Annotated in this window: 14 protein-coding genes; 4 read left to right on the forward strand and 10 right to left on the reverse strand. The window is 67.5% G+C overall.

Translation table 11 applies throughout. From position 1 onward, the window contains the following. Nucleotides 1-205 precede the first annotated feature (205 nt). Both ppc and HPC46_RS20760 read left to right on the forward strand, forming a co-directional pair. Complete coding sequence (ppc, locus tag HPC46_RS20755) at nucleotides 206-2,998, forward strand: phosphoenolpyruvate carboxylase (protein WP_179473381.1); 2,793 nt, start codon at nucleotides 206-208, stop codon at nucleotides 2,996-2,998. A 12-nt stretch (nucleotides 2,999-3,010) separates the two neighbouring features. After that, a complete protein-coding gene (locus HPC46_RS20760) occupies nucleotides 3,011-3,478 on the forward strand; it encodes a DUF309 domain-containing protein (protein ID WP_179473383.1) in 468 nt (155 codons plus the stop codon). Nucleotides 3,479-3,636: 158 nt separating this feature from the next. On the opposite strand, the gene HPC46_RS20765 is transcribed toward HPC46_RS20760, so the two are convergent. The 7 genes from HPC46_RS20765 to tkt are packed head-to-tail and all read right to left on the reverse strand — an operon-like array spanning nucleotide 3,637 to nucleotide 11,781. After that, entirely contained in the window at nucleotides 3,637-4,950 is a 1,314-nt protein-coding gene (locus HPC46_RS20765) for a cytochrome P450 (RefSeq protein WP_179473385.1), read from the reverse strand. 9 nt (nucleotides 4,951-4,959) lie between these two features. Beyond that, nucleotides 4,960-5,346 (reverse strand): ATPase, encoded by a 387-nt coding sequence (locus HPC46_RS20770; RefSeq protein ID WP_179473387.1) that lies wholly within the window; start codon nucleotides 5,344-5,346, stop codon nucleotides 4,960-4,962. 4 nt (nucleotides 5,347-5,350) lie between these two features. After that, a complete protein-coding gene (pgl, locus tag HPC46_RS20775) occupies nucleotides 5,351-6,067 on the reverse strand; it encodes a 6-phosphogluconolactonase (protein ID WP_179473389.1) in 717 nt (238 codons plus the stop codon). Next, the gene (gene opcA, locus HPC46_RS20780) at nucleotides 6,064-6,975 is read right to left on the reverse strand and encodes a glucose-6-phosphate dehydrogenase assembly protein OpcA (protein ID WP_179473391.1); all 912 of its coding nucleotides are present in this window, start codon (nucleotides 6,973-6,975) and stop codon (nucleotides 6,064-6,066) included. The genes pgl and opcA overlap by 4 nt, the downstream gene beginning before the upstream one ends. A gap of 1 nt (nucleotide 6,976) precedes the next feature. Beyond that, a complete protein-coding gene (zwf, locus tag HPC46_RS20785; protein ID WP_179473393.1) occupies nucleotides 6,977-8,542 on the reverse strand; it encodes a glucose-6-phosphate dehydrogenase in 1,566 nt (521 codons plus the stop codon). After that, nucleotides 8,539-9,657, reverse strand: coding sequence for a transaldolase (gene tal / locus HPC46_RS20790; protein ID WP_179473395.1), 1,119 nt, complete (start codon nucleotides 9,655-9,657; stop codon nucleotides 8,539-8,541). The genes zwf and tal overlap by 4 nt, the downstream gene beginning before the upstream one ends. Nucleotides 9,658-9,687: 30 nt before the next feature. Continuing rightward, nucleotides 9,688-11,781 (reverse strand): transketolase, encoded by a 2,094-nt coding sequence (tkt, locus tag HPC46_RS20795; RefSeq protein ID WP_179473397.1) that lies wholly within the window; start codon nucleotides 11,779-11,781, stop codon nucleotides 9,688-9,690. Between the two features lie 248 nt (nucleotides 11,782-12,029). Here tkt and HPC46_RS20800 point away from each other — a divergent pair, with 248 nt between their 5' ends. After that, nucleotides 12,030-12,953 (forward strand): heme o synthase, encoded by a 924-nt coding sequence (locus HPC46_RS20800; protein WP_179473399.1) that lies wholly within the window; start codon nucleotides 12,030-12,032, stop codon nucleotides 12,951-12,953. Here HPC46_RS20800 and HPC46_RS20805 read toward each other — a convergent pair. Beyond that, nucleotides 12,950-13,924, reverse strand: coding sequence for a quinone oxidoreductase family protein (locus HPC46_RS20805; RefSeq protein ID WP_179473401.1), 975 nt, complete (start codon nucleotides 13,922-13,924; stop codon nucleotides 12,950-12,952). The genes HPC46_RS20800 and HPC46_RS20805 overlap by 4 nt on opposite strands. A gap of 18 nt (nucleotides 13,925-13,942) precedes the next feature. Between HPC46_RS20805 and HPC46_RS20810 the strand changes: the two genes are divergently transcribed. Next, nucleotides 13,943-14,893 (forward strand): ATP-grasp domain-containing protein, encoded by a 951-nt coding sequence (locus HPC46_RS20810; protein ID WP_179473403.1) that lies wholly within the window; start codon nucleotides 13,943-13,945, stop codon nucleotides 14,891-14,893. Here the strand turns inward: HPC46_RS20810 and HPC46_RS20815 are convergent. Continuing rightward, nucleotides 14,843-15,799 carry a COX15/CtaA family protein gene (locus tag HPC46_RS20815; RefSeq protein ID WP_179473405.1) on the reverse strand — a complete coding sequence of 319 codons (957 nt, stop codon included), beginning with the start codon at nucleotides 15,797-15,799 and terminating at the stop codon, nucleotides 14,843-14,845. The two genes, HPC46_RS20810 and HPC46_RS20815, sit on opposite strands and share 51 nt — an antisense overlap. 20 nt (nucleotides 15,800-15,819) lie before the next feature. Then, a complete protein-coding gene (locus HPC46_RS20820) occupies nucleotides 15,820-16,407 on the reverse strand; it encodes a TetR/AcrR family transcriptional regulator (protein ID WP_179473407.1) in 588 nt (195 codons plus the stop codon). Between the last annotated feature and the right edge of the window lie 24 nt (nucleotides 16,408-16,431).

Raw genomic sequence — 16,431 nt, forward strand, 5'->3', positions numbered from 1 at the left:
TTCACGCATTGACCAACCAGCTCCTCATCTTGACCACCAGCAAACCGGGAGACAGCGTCAACACACGCGCACTCATACGCGAGGCAGTCAAACCTCCTACGCGCGCATCTTGACATGAGGCAACAGGCCCAGCCTGTGGATGAAGTCGGGACTGTGGACAAACTCACGCCCTGCGCCGGATAGCCGGCACCCCGATACTTGAGGGATGGCTGAAGTCCCCGAATCCCTGGAACCGATCGGCGCGGTCACCCGGACGAAGGTGGGACGGGAGGCCACCGAGCCGATGCGCGAGGATATCCGGCTGCTCGGGACGATCCTCGGCGACACCGTACGCGAACAGAACGGCGAGGAGGTGTTCGACCTCGTCGAACGTGCCCGCGTCGAATCGTTCCGGGTCCGCAGATCCGAGATCGACCGGTCCGAACTCGCCCAGCTTTTCGACGGCATCGACATCCACCGGGCGATTCCGGTGATCCGCGCCTTCAGCCATTTCGCACTGCTGGCCAATGTCGCCGAGGACATCCATCGCGAGCGTCGCCGGGCCATCCACGTCGCGGCGGGGGAGCCGCCGCAGAACAGCACTCTCGCTGCCACCTACGAGAAACTGGACGCCGCGCGCCTGAACGCCGGCACCGTGGCCGACGCGCTCCGCGGGGCGCTGGTGTCGCCGGTGATCACCGCACATCCGACCGAGACTCGTCGCCGCACCGTGTTCGATACCCAGCACCGAATCACCCAGCTGATGCGGGTTCGGCTGCACGGGCAGGACGAAACCGAGGACGGCCGGCCGGTCGAGACCGAGTTGCGCAGGCAGATCCTGACACTGTGGCAGACCGCGCTGATCCGGCTGTCCCGGTTGAAGATTCAGGACGAGATCGAAGTCGGCCTGCGGTATTACCCGGCGGCGTTCTTCGAGGTGATCCCGAAGGTGAACGCCGAGGTGCGTGACGCGCTGCGGACCCGCTGGCCCGATACCGAGCTGCTGGCCGAGCCGATCCTGCGCCCTGGCTCGTGGATCGGCGGGGACCGCGACGGGAACCCCAACGTCACCGCCGATGTGGTGCGGCTGGCCACCGGCAGCGCCGCCTACACCGCGCTGGGGCACTACTTCGCCGAACTGACGTGTCTCGAGCAGGAACTGTCGATGTCGGCGCGGCTGGTGAGAACCACCGAAGATCTGGACGCGCTCGCCGGTGCCTGCAACGAGCCGGCCCGGCTGGACGAGCCCTACCGACGGGCGCTGCGCGTCGTGCATGCCAGGCTGACCGCCACCGGTCAGGCCATTCTGGACCGCACGCCGCCGCACACGCTGGATCTCGGGATGGACCCGTACCACACGCCTGCGGAGGTGCGGGCCGACCTCGACGTCATCGACGCCTCGCTGCGGGCCAACGGTAGCGCGTTGCTGGCCGACGATCGGCTGGCCAGGCTGCGAGAGGCGGTGGATGTCTTCGGGTTTCACCTGTCCGGCCTGGACATGCGGCAGAACTCCGAGGTGCACGAGGAGGTCGTTGCCGAGCTGTTGTCCTGGGCCGGGGTGCATCCCGACTATGGGTCGCTTTCTGAACCGGAACGCGTCGAGGTGCTGGCGGCGGAGCTGGCCACCCGACGCCCGCTGGTTCGCGACGACTCCGAGCTTTCGGAGTTGGCCCGCAAGGAACTCGACATCGTGTTCGCCGCCGCCCGCGCGGTCGCGGTGTTCGGCCCGGCGGCGGTGCCGAACTACATCATCTCGATGTGTCAGTCGGTATCGGACATGCTGGAGGCCGCGATACTTCTGAAAGAAGCTGGGCTGCTTGATGTTTCGGGTGACCATCCGTATGCGCCGGTCGGGATTGTGCCGCTCTTCGAGACGATAGACGACTTGCAGCGCGGGTCGGCCATCCTGGAATCGGTGCTCGACCTTCCGCTGTACCGCGCGATGGTGCACGCCCGCGGGGAGAGCCAGGAGGTGATGCTCGGCTACTCGGACTCCAACAAGGACGGTGGGTATCTCGCCGCGAACTGGGCGCTGTACCGGGCCGAACTGGATCTGGTGGAGTCGGCCCGCAAGACCGGTATCCGGTTGCGGCTGTTCCATGGCCGCGGCGGAACCGTCGGGCGCGGTGGTGGTCCGAGCTACGACGCGATTCTGGCGCAGCCGCCGGGAGCGGTGAATGGATCGCTGCGCCTGACCGAGCAGGGCGAGATCATCGCGGCCAAATACGCCGAACCCCGCATTGCGCATCGGAACCTGGAGACACTGCTGGCCGCCACGCTGGAGTCGACGCTGCTCGATATCGAAGGGTTAGGAGGGCTCGCCCAAAGCGCCTATCAGGTGCTGGACGACCTCGCCGCGCGTGCCCAGCGCGCGTACGCCGAATTGGTCCACGACACACCGGGTTTCGTCGAATACTTCAAGGCGTCGACGCCGGTGAGCGAAATCGGCTCACTCAATATCGGCAGCCGTCCGACGTCGCGTAAACCGACAACGTCGATTGCGGATCTGCGGGCCATCCCTTGGGTGTTGGCCTGGAGCCAGTCGCGTGTCATGCTGCCGGGCTGGTACGGAACCGGCACCGCGTTCGAGGAGTGGATCGCCGACGGTGACGGGCGCCTCGAGGTGCTACAGGACCTCTATGTGAAGTGGCCGTTCTTCGCGACGGTCCTGTCGAACATGGCGCAGGTGCTGGCCAAGTCCGATATGGGTCTGGCCGCACGGTATTCCGAGCTGGTCGGTGACGAGGAACTGCGACAGCGGGTGTTCGGCAAGATCGTCGCCGAACACGACCGCACGATCCGCATGCACAAGCTGATCACCGGACAGGAGGATCTGCTGGCCGATAACCCGGCGCTGGCCCGCTCGGTGTTCAACCGTTTCCCGTACCTGGAACCGCTCAACCACCTTCAAGTGGAGCTGTTGCGACGCTACCGATCCGGGGACGACGACGAGTTGGTGCAGCGCGGCATCCTGCTGACGATGAGCGGGCTGGCCTCAGCGTTACGCAATAGCGGCTAGCCGGGGACAACGGTGAATCGTGACCGTGACGACACTGGCCGGCCCCGCAATGCCAGGGCCCGCGACACGCTCGGGCGGCCGTTGCCGCCCGGCGCCGAGGGCGTGCCCCGCATTCCCGACGACCTCGAGCTGCCGCCGGCTGAAACCCTGGACTATGCACAGGATCTGCTGAACCGCGGTCTGGCCTTCAACGCCCACGAGGTCTTCGAGGCGGCGTGGAAGAACGGCCCGCACGAGGAGCGGGCACTGTGGCAGGGGCTGGCCCAGTTCGCGGTCGGTATCACGCACGTACAACGCGGCAACTACAAGGGCGGGGCTGCGCTGCTGCGGCGCGCATCGGCCTTGCTCGCCGACGTCACCACCGTGCCCTACGGCGTCGACACCGCGGGCCTGATCGAGGCGGCGGTGACGCTCGCGGACGATGTCGGCGCGGGCACGGTGGTCGACCCGGCGAGATTGAAATTCCGGCTCACCCGATAGGGAACCACCGAGCACCCGCCGACGTCGAAACCGTTATGACGCAACCAGAATGCTCGCTGGAGAACACCGCTGAACTGATCGGCCCGTTGCCGCTGGTCGCCCCACCGGTGCTGGCCGACTGGTCGGTCGCCGATCCCGACGACGGCTGGTGGTGAGGGTCAGCCGGCTCCCGCCGCCGCTGCTCCGAGGGCGACCGGCAGGTGCTTGAACCCGCGGAGCAAAGTGCTTCCGTTGAGCGTTGGTGTGCCGGCCAGGGCCAGCGCGGGAAATCGCCGAAACAGCGCTTCCAGGCCGATGTTCAATTCCAGGCGCGCGAGCGACGCGCCCAAACAGACGTGGATTCCTGAGCTGAAGCTCAGGTGTTCGCGGGTGTTGGGCCGGGCGCTGTCGAACTCGTCCGGCCGCTCGAAGAGGGCCGGATCACGGTTGGCTCCAGCGATCAGGACGAACAGCGCCTCACCTTCTGCGACGGTGCTGCCGTCGATCTGCACGGCCTCGGTCGCCACCCGCACCCCGATCTGAGCCACCGAGTCATAGCGCAGCGTCTCTTCGACGGCGTTGGGCCAGCCTTCGGGCTGGGCCCGCAGACGGGCGAGCTGGTCGGGGTGGGCGAGCAGCGCGACCACCGCATTGCCGAATGCATGGGTGGTGGTGATGAATCCGGCACCGAGAATCAAGCCGGTGAACATCCTGACCTCGTCGACGGTCAGGTCATCGTCTTGGAGCACGGCGGACAGAATGCTGTTGTCGGCACCGCTACGCCGGAGCCGCTCGATGTGGGCGGCGATATAGATTTCGAATTCGCGCAATGCGGTGGCGGCGGTCCGGAAGTCGTCCCATGCGGGCACTGTGGTGGTCAGCAGTTTGGCGGCCGGGTCGGCGAACGCATGGAGCAGCGGTATCTCCTCCCGGGGAACTGCCAGCATCTCGGCGATGACTTCGATCGGGATTCGGGCGGCATACGCGGTGATCAGATCGCATTGCGTCTGCCCGTCGAGGTCGTCGAGCGCGGTATTGGTGATGTCCACGATGCGCTGGTGCAATCCGTCGATCGCGCGCGGCGTGAAAGCTCGCGAGACCAGACGGCGCAGCCGCGCATGTTCGGGCGGATCCACCACCAGAAGCGACGGTGGCTCCACCGGGTTCATCATGTCGGGGTCGGTTCGTGCGACCAGCCACCGAATGATACGAAACGGAGACCGGTCGGCGGGCTTGATGGTTCGGAACCTGTCGTCGCGCAACACATCTCGGACAATCTGCGCGTCGGCGGTCACCCACGTGTTACTGAATCCCGCGGATATCCGGCCCCGCCCGCGGATCTGCTCGGCGAGGCGGTAGGCGTCCTCCGGCCGGCTGCTGTCGACGAGAAGCCGGGCAAACGGATCACCGCGACGGGCGAGCCGCTTGAGCACCCCGCGCGCAAGTCCGTATCCCAACAGCCAATGGGTCCGGGCCTTGATCTGCAGGTCCATCGCCAGCCGCTATCGGCCCGCGCGTCGCACTGCGTTGATCGCCCCGCGAACCGCGGATTCGGTGGCGGCCAGCGGTGCTATCACCGCTTCGCCGACGCCGACGATGCGTTCGATGCGGTCGACGATCCCTTCCATCCGCTCGACGACAGCGTTGAGCCGCGGTGCGAGTTCGTCGATGCGGGTCAGCGTGGAGTTGAACACACCCAGGGTCTCCTCGAAGTACTCGAGGGTGCCGTTCATCCCGCTCATCGTCTTGTTGAGGTCGGTGAGGGCCCCACTCATCTGAGTCAGGATGGTGTCGAGCTGATCCACGGTGACATCGGCGTTGAGCGCGGCCTGCGCCAAGGTCTTGATCCGGTCGCGACCAGTGCGGGGTGGTGGCGGGGTGTCAACCATCAGCTCAGTCTTGCAGCTTGCTCGCTGCCTCGGTGTCCAGAAGCCAAACCGTGGCCTGGCGGCCCACCGCGCCCGCGGCGGGAACGTCGTCCGCGCTTGCGCCGCCGATCGCCTCGGCGACGGCGTCGGCTTTGGCCGCACCGGACACGACCAGCCACACTTCGCGTGAGCGGGTCACAGCGGGCAGCGTCAGCGTGATCCTCCGGGGAGGCGGCTTGGGGGAGTCCTCGACGGCGACCACCAGCCGCGTGGTCTCCGCGACGGCCGGGGTGTGCGGGAACAGTGAGTTGATGTGGCCCTCGCCGCCCATCCCGAGCAGGTGCACGTCGAACGCCGGCGGCAGCACCTCCTCGTAGGCCCGTGCTGCCGCGTCGATATCGTCGCCGAACTCACCGTCGCTGGCGGCCATCGGGTGCACGTTGGCCGCCGGGATGTCGATGTGATCGAGCAGCGCCTCGCGGGCCTGCTTGTCGTTGCGCTCCGCGTCGTCGGCGGGCACGAACCGATCGTCCCCCCAGAAGATGTGCACCTTGGACCAGTCGATCGCCGCACCGTGTGCACCGACGTGCTTGAGCAGTCCGATACCCGTTCCGCCGCCGGTCAATACGATGAATGCCTGCCCTCGCGCCGCGATCGCGGACGTGATCGCCTCGACGAGCCGGTCGCCGACCGCGCTCACCAGTGCTTCGGTATCGGGGTAGGTCTCGATGATCCTGGTCATACGTACTGCACCTTGTCGATACCCGCCAGCGCCTCGTGATAGATCTCGTCGGCATCGAGGCGGCGGAGATCCTCGGCCAGGCACTCCTTGGTCTCCCGGCGCGGCAGCGGAAGCAGCGCCTCGGGCTTGTCAGTGCGGGTCAGGGTGGCGGTGATGCCCTCCTGCGGACGACTCAACGTCACGGTCTCCGACGGCCGTACCAGTTCGACCTTGAGATCGCCGACGGCCCGCTTCACGGTGCCATCGATGCGGCTGGCCAGCCAGCCCGCCAAGATATCCAGGGCCGGTTCGGTTTTCAGCCCAGACACCAACACCGATGTGATCGGTTCGTACGGGGCCTGATCCACCGCCGAGGCCAACAGCGCGCGCCAATAGGTGATCCGGCTCCAGGCGAGGTCGGTGTCACCGCCGGTGTATCCCTGAAGCCGGCTCTTGATCGACGCCAGTGGGTCTTCCGCCGCCGTCGCATCGGTGATCCGTCGAATAGCCAAGCGGCCCAAGGGATCCTCGGCGGGAATCGCCGGAGCGGTACCCGGCCACCACGCCACCACCGGGGTGTCGGGCAACAGGAACGGCAACACCACACTGTTGGCATGGTTGGACAGTGGCCCGGAGATTCGCAGGACCACCACCTCGCCGGCCCCGGCGTCGCCGCCCACCCGAAGCTGGCCGTCAAGGCGAGCGTCGGTGGCGAGCCGGTCTTGGGGCACCACGACGATGATGCGACAGGGATGTTCCCGGCTCGCCGCCACCGCGGCCTCGATGGAGTCCTCGACCAGATCCTCGGTGTCAGGTGCGATCACCAGCGTCAGCACCCGGCCCAGGGTGATCGCCCCGCCCTCCTCGCGCAGCGAGGTGATCCTCTTGTTGAGCGCGTTGGTGGTGGTGTCAGGCAGGTCGACAATCATTCTAGGGACGCCTCCATTCACGGCCGGAACGCGCCAGCATCTCGAACGCCGAGTCAGGCCCCCACGTGCCCGACTCGTAGGGATCGGGCTTGCCATGCGCTGCCCAGTAATCCAGCACCGGATCCAGGATCTCCCAAGACAATTCGACCTCGGCATTGACCGGGAACAGCGAAGGTTCGCCGAGCAGCACGTCGAGGATGAGGCGCTCGTAGGCTTCGGGCGAGTCCTCGGCGAAGGCCGAGCCGTAGGAGAAGTCCATGTTCACGTCGCGGACTTCCATCGCGCTGCCCGGCACCTTCGACCCGAACCGCAGCGTGATGCCCTCGTCGGGCTGGACCCGGATCACCAGGGCGTTCTTACCCAGCTCCTCGGTCATCGTCGCGTCGAACGGCAGATGCGGCGCCCGCTTGAACACCAGCGCCACCTCGGTGACCCTGCGGCCCAACCGCTTTCCGGTCCGTAGGTAGAACGGCACACCGGCCCACCGGCGGGTATCGACCTCCAGCGTGATCGCGGCGAACGTCTCGGTGGTGGAGTCCTTGGAGAACCCCTCCTCGTCGAGCAGTCCGACGACCTTCTCGCCGCCCTGCCAGCCCGAGGTGTACTGCCCGCGCGACGACGTCAGATCCAGCGGCTTCGCCAGCGACGTCGCCGACAGCACCTTGATCTTCTCGGCCGTGACCTCGTGCGGATGGAAGCTGACCGGTTCCTCCATCGCGGTCAGCGCCAGCAGCTGGATCAGGTGGTTCTGGATCACATCACGCGCCGCGCCGATGCCGTCGTAGTAGCCGCCGCGCCCACCGAGCCCGATGTCCTCGGCCATCGTGATCTGCACGCTGTCGACGTAGTGATTATTCCAGATCGGCTCGAACAGCTCATTGGCGAAGCGCAGCGCGAGGATGTTCTGCACGGTCTCCTTGCCGAGGTAGTGGTCGATGCGAAAGACCGACTCCTCCGGGAAGACGCTGTTGACCACCTTGTTGAGGTCGATGGCGCTCGGCAGATCGTGGCCGAACGGCTTCTCGATGACCACCCGGCTCCAGCGACCTTCGTGCTGACGGGCCAGTCCGGACTTCTTCAGCTGCTCGCACACCACCGGGAAGGCGTTGGGCGGAATCGACAGGTAGAAGGCGTGATTGCCGCCGGTGCCCCGTTCCACATCAAGCTTCTCGAGCGTCTCGGCCAGCCGGTGGAACGAGGCCTCGTCGTCGAATGAGCCTTGGACGAAGCGGAACCCCTCGGCCAGCCGGTCCCACACCTCCTGGCGAAACGGCGTACGAGCGTGCTGGCACACCGCGTCGTGGACGATGGCGCCGAAATCCTCGTCCTTCCAATCCCGTCGGGCGAAACCGACGAGGGAGAACGACGGCGGCAACAGACCGCGATTGGCCAGGTCGTAAATCGCCGGCATCAGCTTTTTCCGGGCGAGGTCGCCCGTCACGCCGAAGATCACCACGCCGCACGGCCCGGCGATCCTCGGCATCCGCTTGTCCCGCTTGTCGCGCAACGGGTTGTGCCACGTGTCGGGGGCGGGCGCCAGCACCCCGGGAACGGGACGGTCGGTCATTTGGCTGCGGCGTCGAGCTGTTCCTGGGTGGCGTCGAGGAGTTCCTGCCACGACTTCTCGAACTTGTCCACGCCCTCGTCCTCCAGGACCAGGAACACGTCGGTCAGATCGATGCCGACGGCCTCGAGCTTGTCGAACACCTCCTGGGCGGCGGCTGCCGTGCCGGTGATCGTGTCGCCGGTGACCACGCCGTGATCGGCCACCGCGTCAATCGTCTTTTCCGGCATGGTGTTCACCGTGTTCGGGGCGACCAGCTCGGTGACGTAGAGGGTGTCGGAGTAGTCCGGGTTCTTGACGCCGGTGGACGCCCACAGCGGCCGCTGCACTCGCGCGCCTGCGCCGGCCAGCGCGTCGAAACGCTCACCGCCGACGAACACCTCTTCGTAGGCGGCGTAGGCCAGCCGGGCGTTGGCGACGCCGGCCTGCCCGCGCAGCGCGAGCGCCTCGCCGGACCCGATCGCCTCGAGTCGCTTGTCGATCTCGGTGTCCACCCGGGACACGAAAAACGAAGCGACCGAGTGGATCTTGGACAGATCATGACCGGCTTGCTGGGCTGCCTCCAGCCCGGCGAGGTAGGCGTCCATCACCGCGCGGTGGCGCTCCACCGAGAAGATCAGCGTCACGTTGACCGAAATACCTTCGGCCAGAACCGCGGTGATCGCGGGCAGGCCGGCCTTGGTGGCGGGGATCTTGATCAGCAGGTTCGGCCGGTCGACGATCTTCCACAGTTCGATGGCCTGCAGGACGGTCTTGTCGGTCTCGTGGGCCAGCCGCGGGTCGACCTCGATCGAGACGCGTCCGTCGATACCGTCGGAGGACTCCCACTGCGGACGGAGCACGTCGCAGGCCGCCCGGACGTCGTCGGTGGTGACGGTGCGGATGGTGGCGTCGACGTCGGCGCCGCGCTCGGCGAGCTCGGAAACCTGTGCGTCGTAAGCGTCTCCGTGGGAGAGCGCGGCCTGGAAGATCGACGGGTTGGTGGTCACGCCGACCACGCTGCGGGTGTCGATCAGCTCCTGCAGGTTGCCGGTCTTCAGCCGGGTCCGGGACAGGTCATCGAGCCAGACGGACACGCCGGCGGCGGACAGCGCCGCGAGGTTGGGATTCTGCGCCATGACGGTTGCCTCTCGTTTGATTATGGGTGATCAGTTGTCGATTGCCCGTTCCGCGGCGGCCGCAACGTTTTCGGCGGTGAACCCGAATTCGCGGAACAGGGTCTTGTCGTCGGCGGACTCGCCGTAGTGCTCGATCGAGACGATCTCGCCGGTGTCGCCGACGATCTTGTACCAACTCTGCGCCACCCCGGCCTCCACGGCAACGCGGGCCGACACGTCCGGCGGCAGCACGCTGTCGCGGTATTCCTGCGGCTGCGACTCGAACCATTCGACACACGGCATCGAGACCACGTAGGCCCTGATGTCCTTGTCCGCCAACAGCTTCTGGGCTTCGACGGCCAGCTGCAGTTCGGAGCCGGTACCGATGATGATGACGTCGGCGTCGTCAGCCGGGTTGCCGCCGCCGAGCACGTAGCCGCCCCTGGCAACGCCTTCGGAGCTGGTGCCCTCCAGCACCGGGATGCCCTGCCGGGTCAGGATGAAACCGACCGGGCCGCTGGTGTTTCCGCGCGCAATGATGCTGCGCCAGGCGTAGGCGGTCTCGTTCGGATCGCCCGGACGCACGACTGACAGCCTGGGGATCGCGCGCAGCGCGGCCAGATGCTCGATGGGCTGATGTGTCGGCCCGTCCTCGCCGAGGCCGATCGAGTCGTGGGTCCAGATGTAGATGGGGTCGATGTCCATCAGCGACGCCAGTCGCACCGCCGGGCGCATGTAGTCCGAGAACTGCAGGAAGGTGCCGCCGAAGGCGCGGGTCGGACCGTGCAGCACGATGCCGGACAGGATCGAGCCCATCGCGTGCTCGCGGATACCGAAGTGCAGCACCCGGCCGTACCAGTCGGCGGTGTAGTCCTCTGTCGAGATCGACGGCGGACCAAAGGATTTCACACCGTTGATGGTGGTGTTGTTGCTGCCGGCCAGGTCGGCCGAGCCGCCCCACAGCTCGGGCAGTTTGGGGGCGACGTCGTTGAGCACCTTGCCGAACGCGGCCCGGGTGGCCAGCGGCTTGGAACCGGGCTCCCAGTAGGTGATATCGGCGTCCCAGCCATCCGGCAGCTCCTGGGCGAGCAGCCGGTCCAGCAGCGCCTTGCGCTCGGGTTCGCGCTGCGCCCAGGCGTCGAACTCGCCCTGCCACTTCTCGTGCGCCTCGCGGCCGCGGTCGACGAGCTTGCGGGTGTGCTCGATGACCTCGTCGCTGACGTCGAACTTCTTGTCGGGATCGAAGCCGAGGACCTTCTTGGTGGCGGCCACCTCGTCGTCACCCAGCGCCGAGCCGTGCACGCCGCCGGTGTTCATCTTCGTCGGCGCCGGGTAGCCGATGATCGTGCGCACCGCGATGAACGACGGCTTGTCGGTGACCTTCTTGGCTTCCTCGATCGCCTTCTGGATCCCGACGACGTTCTCGCCGCCCTCGACGACCTGCACGTGCCAGCCGTAGGCCTCGTAGCGGGCGGGGGTGTCCTCGGTGAACGCGATGTTGGTGTTGTGCTCGATCGAGATCTCGTTGTTGTCCCAGAACACGATCAGGTTGCCCAGCTGCTGAGTGCCTGCGATCGACGACGCCTCGCTGGTGACGCCCTCCTCCATGTCGCCGTCGGAGGCGATGACGTAGATGTAGTGGTCGAACGGGCTGGTGCCCGCGGGGGCATCGGGGTCGAACAGGCCGCGCTCGTAGCGCGCCGCCATCGCCATGCCGACGGCGGAGGCCAGGCCCTGACCCAGCGGGCCGGTGGTGATCTCCACACCCTTGGTGTGCCGGAACTCCGGGTGGCCCGGGGTCTTCGAGCCCCAGGTGCGCAGCGACTCGATGTCGGAGAGCTCCAAGCCGAACCCGCCCAGGTACAGCTGCAGGTACAGGGTCAGGCTGCTGTGCCCGCAGGACAGGACGAACCGGTCGCGGCCGAGCCAATGGGTGTCGCTCGGGTCGTGCCGCATCACCCGCTGGAACAGCGTGTAGGCCAGGGGCGCCAGGCTCATCGCGGTACCGGGGTGCCCGTTGCCGACCTTCTGCACCGCGTCGGCGGCCAGGACTCGCGCGGTGTCGACGGCCCGCGAATCGACCTCCGTCCAGTCCTCGGGGTGGTGCGGCTGGGTCAGCGCGGCGATCTCTTCGACAGTTGTCACTAACTCGCTCCTGGCGTCGTCAAAGGGGCAGGCAAGTTGGGGTGGTCCTCTTCACCCTAGTGCCGGTTGGTCCCTTGCTGCATAGTGCTGCTACCAGCGTTACCCGCGGGTGAAGCTCTACACCTGGAACTGTGTCATCACGATGTAATCGCCGTGAATCGACCCTTCAGTTCTGTTTGTCGATCGGCGCCGTCTACCATCCTCTGTAGTAGATCGTCGGCATTGCCGTTTTGTCAGGAGTCGGTTGCGTGAGAGTTCGCGAAGTGCACCTCGTTGACGGGGTGCCGATCCGATTCCGCGACAGGGCACTGGGCTACCTGGCACTGACCAAGCCGCGCGTCATCGAGTTACTGCTCGTCACCACCATCCCGGCCATGCTGCTGGCCGGTCGCGGCACCGTCGACCTCCCGCTGATCTTCAACACCCTGTTCGGCGGACTGCTGGCCGCCGCGGGTGCCAACACGCTGAACTGTGTGGCTGACGCCGACATCGACAAGGTGATGAAGCGCACGGCCCGCCGGCCGCTGGCCCGGGCCACCGTGCCGCGCAGCCACGCCCTGGTGTTCGGGCTGGCGCTGTCGGTGGGCTCGTTCTTCTGGCTGTGGTGGACGACGAACATGCTGTCGGCGCACCTGGCCGGTGCCACCATCGCCTTCTACGTGCTCGTCTACACGCTGCTGCTCAAGCGCCGCACCTCGCAGAACGTGGTGTGGGGCGGGGCGGCCGGGTGCATGCCGGTGATGATCGGCTGGTCGGCGGTCACCGACACGATCGGCTGGCAGGCGCTGGTGATGTTCGCGATCATCTTCTTCTGGACGCCGCCGCACACCTGGGCGCTGGCCATGAAGTACAAGGACGACTACGCGGCCGCCGGTGTGCCGATGCTGCCCGTGGTCGCCACCGAGCTCCAGGTCACCAAGCAGATCCTGATCTACACCTGGCTGACTGTGCTGGCCACTCTGGCGCTGGTCCCGGCCGCCGGCTGGCTGTACGCCGCGGTGGCGGCGCTGGCCGGAGCCTGGTTCCTGGTGATGGCGCATCGCCTGCACGCCGGCGTCCGCCGCGGCAACCCCGTCAAGCCGCTGCGGCTGTTCCTGCACTCGAACAACTACCTGGCGGTGGTGTTCGTCGCGCTGGCCGTCGATTCGGTGCTCGCACTGCCCTTGTTCTAGGGCAGCAGCACGATCGAGCCGGTCGTCTTGCGGCCCTGTAGATCGCGGTGCGCCTGGGCGGCCTCGGCCAGCGGATAGTGCCCACCGACGGTGATCGTGATCGAACCGTCTGAGATCGCATCGAGGAGTTCACCCGCCCGCCAAGCGAATTCATCCGGGGTGCGGGTGAAGTGCGCGAGGTTGGGCCGGGTCAGGAACACCGATCCCGCGGCGTTGAGTCGTTGCGGGTCGACCGGCGGGACGGGCCCGCTGGAGGCGCCGAACAGGGCCAGCGTGCCGCGAATCGCCAGGCTGGCCAGGCTGGCGTCGAACGTGGTCTTACCGACACCGTCGTACACCGCGGCCACCCCGTGACCGTTGGTGAGCTCGCGGATCGTGGTGGCGAATTCGGCTGGATCATCCGGGTAGTCGAGCACCTCGATCGCACCCGCCTGCCGTGACAGCTCCGCCTTCTCCGGCCCGGACGCCGTGGTGATCACCCGAGCGCCCAGGCTCGTCGCCCACTGGGTCAGGATCAGACCGACACCGCCCGCCCCGGCGTGTACCAGCAGAAAGTCCCGGGCAGCCACCGGATACACCGACTTGATCAGGTAGTGAGCCGTCATGCCCTTGAGCAGTGCCGAGGCGACCGCATCCGAGGCGACGTTCTCGGGCACGTACGCGACGAAATCGGCTGGCGCCGTGCAGAAGTCGGCATAGGCGCCGGCCGCTTGCGCGGTCACCACCCGGTCGCCGGGCTTGATCGCGGCGACGTCGTTGCCGACGGCGACGACCATCCCGCACACCTCGGTGCCCAGCACGAAGGGCACCTCCCGCGGATAGAGGCCCGAGCGGAAGTAGGTGTCGATGTAGTTGACGCCGATCGCGTCCGCCTCGATCAACACCTCGGCGGGGCCGGGTTCGGGCTTCGGCTTCTCGACGTAGTTCAGGACCTCGGGGCCGCCCGTCTCGGCGACTTCGATTGCGTGCATGTCACTATCATCCCCGCTGTGACCCCACCTCCGAAGCTGGCACGTCCCGACGTCTTCCATCCGAGCATCGTGCTGGCCGGGTGCCCACAGCTGGTCGAAGGTGACGGCGACGACGACGGCCTGGTCGGGGCGCTGCGCCGCCGCGGGCTGCACGCCCGGTGGCTGTCCTGGGACGACCCGCAGACGGAAGCCGCCGACCTGGTGATACTGCGCGCGGCATGGGATTACGCCGAACGGCGCGACGAATTCCTGGCCTGGACCACCCGGGTGCGCAACCTGCTGAACGACCCGAAGGTGGTCGCGTGGAACAGCGACAAGCACTACCTGCAGGACCTCGCCGACGCGGGTGTGCCCAGCCTGCCGTCGTACTTCTTCTCACCCGGCGAGAAGGTGAAACTGCCCAAGGGCGAGCTCGTCGTCAAGCCCGCGATCGGCGCAGGCTCGATCGACACCGGACGGTTTGTGGACCATGCCGCCGCCCGCGCCCACGTCGCGGCGCTGCAGGACTCCGGGCGGACCGCCCTGGTGCAGCCCTACGACGCCCGCGTCGAAGCGGGGGAGACCGCCCTGGTGTTCCTCGGCGGCCGGCAGTCACATGCCTTCACCAAGGGGCCGATGCTGCCGCCGGAAGGCCAGGAGGCGCTGCTGGACGACTCGGGCACCTATGTCGCGGAGCAGCTGACTCCGGCCGACCCGGACTTCACGATGTGGGATGTCGGCGTGGCCGCGCTGGCGGCTGCGTGCGGCCGCCTGGGCATTGATACGTCCGAATTGCTCTATGCCAGAGTGGATCTCATTGGCGGCGCGGACGATCCGGTGCTGCTGGAGCTGGAGCTGGTCGAGCCGGGCCTGGGTTGGCGGCAGCTCGACGAGACGACCCGCGACCTGCAGCAGCGGACGTTCGCGCTGGAGGTCGAGTCAGCTCTCGAGCGTCTTGGGCTCGGTCCGCTGTCGCATCGACGCCCATAGCGCGGCGGTGGCCGCGGTGGACGCCGCCGCACCCGCGACATGCAACGCCACCAGTGCGGCAGGCACCCCGGTGAAGAACTGCACTGCACCGATCAGCCCCTGGGCCACCACCAGGCCGACCAGCACCGCCAGCCGCCGCATGATGAACCGCGGGGCGTACACCGCCTGCAGCCCCGCCGCCAGCCCGACCAACAGCGCGAGGTAGGCGATCAGCAGCGTCGAGTGCATGTGGACGAGCGTGAGGATCTCGACCTCGAGCCGCGGCACCGTGCGCTGCGGACTCTTGTCGCCGGCATGCGGACCCGCACCGGTGACCAGCGTGCCGGTGATCAGTATCGCGGTCAGCGTGACCGCGCCGAGCAGGGTCAGGTGCCGCAGCGGTTTGGGCACCAGGACGGTCGGCAGGCCGTCGTCGGGCTCGCCGATCTTGACGTAGAGCAGGGTGGCCAGCCACACCATCGCCATCGACACCAGCAGGTGAATCGCGACGGTCCACCACGCCAGCCCGGTCAGCACGGTGATGCCGCCGAGCACCGCCTGCAGCACCGTCGAGGCCGGCATCAGCCAGGCGTAGACGAGCACCTCGCGGCGGCGCCGGGCGCGCGTCACGGCCAGCACGGCCAGGATCGCGGTGATGACGACCAGGAAGGTGATCATCCGGTTGCCGAACTCGACGGCCTGGTGGATGCCGGGCACTTCGGCGTGCGGGACGGGAACGAAACTGCCGGGGAAGCATTGCGGCCAGGTCGGGCACCCCAGCCCGGATGCCGTCACCCGGACGATCGCGCCGGTGACGGCGATGCCGCCCTGGGTTCCGATGACCGCCGCGGCGATGATGCGCTGGGCGCGCAAGCTTGGCAGTGGAAGCAGGTCCACCAGCCGCAGGAAAATCCGTCCGACGGGCACGGCCCGATCGTAGAGGACGACTAACTACGCCCTGTAGTAGGGCCTGGCGCGACGAAGGGAACCAGAACCTCGTCGACGAGACGCGCGACGAGGTCGTCGTCGATGGGGTCCCCGGTGATCAGCAGCCGATGCCACAACACGCTCTGGCCCAACTCGCGGGCGATGTCCACCGGAACGTCGGCGCGGACGTCACCGCGGGCGATTCCGCGGGCCAGCAGTGCCGCCATCTCGTCCTTGCGCCAGCCGATGACCCCGTCCCGGAATGCACCGGTCAGCTCGTCGTCGTGCGCCATCGCGGCGACGATCGCACGCATCGCGGCCGCACCCCGGCCGGTGAACAGCGCCGCCCAGCCACGCAGGATGGCGAGCATGTCGGTGCGGTAGCTGCCGGTGTCGTCGTGCGGGATGGCCGTCGTCGCCGTCTGCAGCAAGGTGGCCCGCAACAGCGCGGAGCGGTCCGGCCAGCGCCGGTAGAGCACCGGCTTGCTGGTGCCCGCGGCGGCCGCTACGGACTCCATTGTCACCGCGTTCGCGCCGCCGGTGATCAGCAGTTCCCACACCGCGGCGTGGATCGCCGCCTCGAGCTCGGTGCCGCGCCGGCGTCCCATCGCACCTCCATAAGAAACGCTTGC

The sequence above is a fragment of the Mycolicibacterium vinylchloridicum genome (genome assembly GCF_013404075.1).
Taxonomy (GTDB): Bacteria; Actinomycetota; Actinomycetes; order Mycobacteriales; family Mycobacteriaceae; genus Mycobacterium; species Mycobacterium vinylchloridicum.

Excerpts from the sequence above, each read along its gene's own strand:
- ppc (WP_179473381.1), top strand. The coding sequence starts at position 206 with ATGGCTGAAGTCCCCGAATCCCTGGAACCGATCGGCGCGGTCACCCGG.
- HPC46_RS20765 (WP_179473385.1), bottom strand. The coding sequence starts at position 4,950 with ATGGACCTGCAGATCAAGGCCCGGACCCATTGGCTGTTGGGATACGGA.
- HPC46_RS20770 (WP_179473387.1), bottom strand. The coding sequence starts at position 5,346 with ATGGTTGACACCCCGCCACCACCCCGCACTGGTCGCGACCGGATCAAG.
- pgl (WP_179473389.1), bottom strand. The coding sequence starts at position 6,067 with ATGACCAGGATCATCGAGACCTACCCCGATACCGAAGCACTGGTGAGC.
- opcA (WP_179473391.1), bottom strand. The coding sequence starts at position 6,975 with ATGATTGTCGACCTGCCTGACACCACCACCAACGCGCTCAACAAGAGG.
- zwf (WP_179473393.1), bottom strand. The coding sequence starts at position 8,542 with ATGACCGACCGTCCCGTTCCCGGGGTGCTGGCGCCCGCCCCCGACACG.
- tal (WP_179473395.1), bottom strand. The coding sequence starts at position 9,657 with ATGGCGCAGAATCCCAACCTCGCGGCGCTGTCCGCCGCCGGCGTGTCC.
- HPC46_RS20805 (WP_179473401.1), bottom strand. The coding sequence starts at position 13,924 with ATGCACGCAATCGAAGTCGCCGAGACGGGCGGCCCCGAGGTCCTGAAC.
- HPC46_RS20820 (WP_179473407.1), bottom strand. The coding sequence starts at position 16,407 with ATGGGACGCCGGCGCGGCACCGAGCTCGAGGCGGCGATCCACGCCGCG.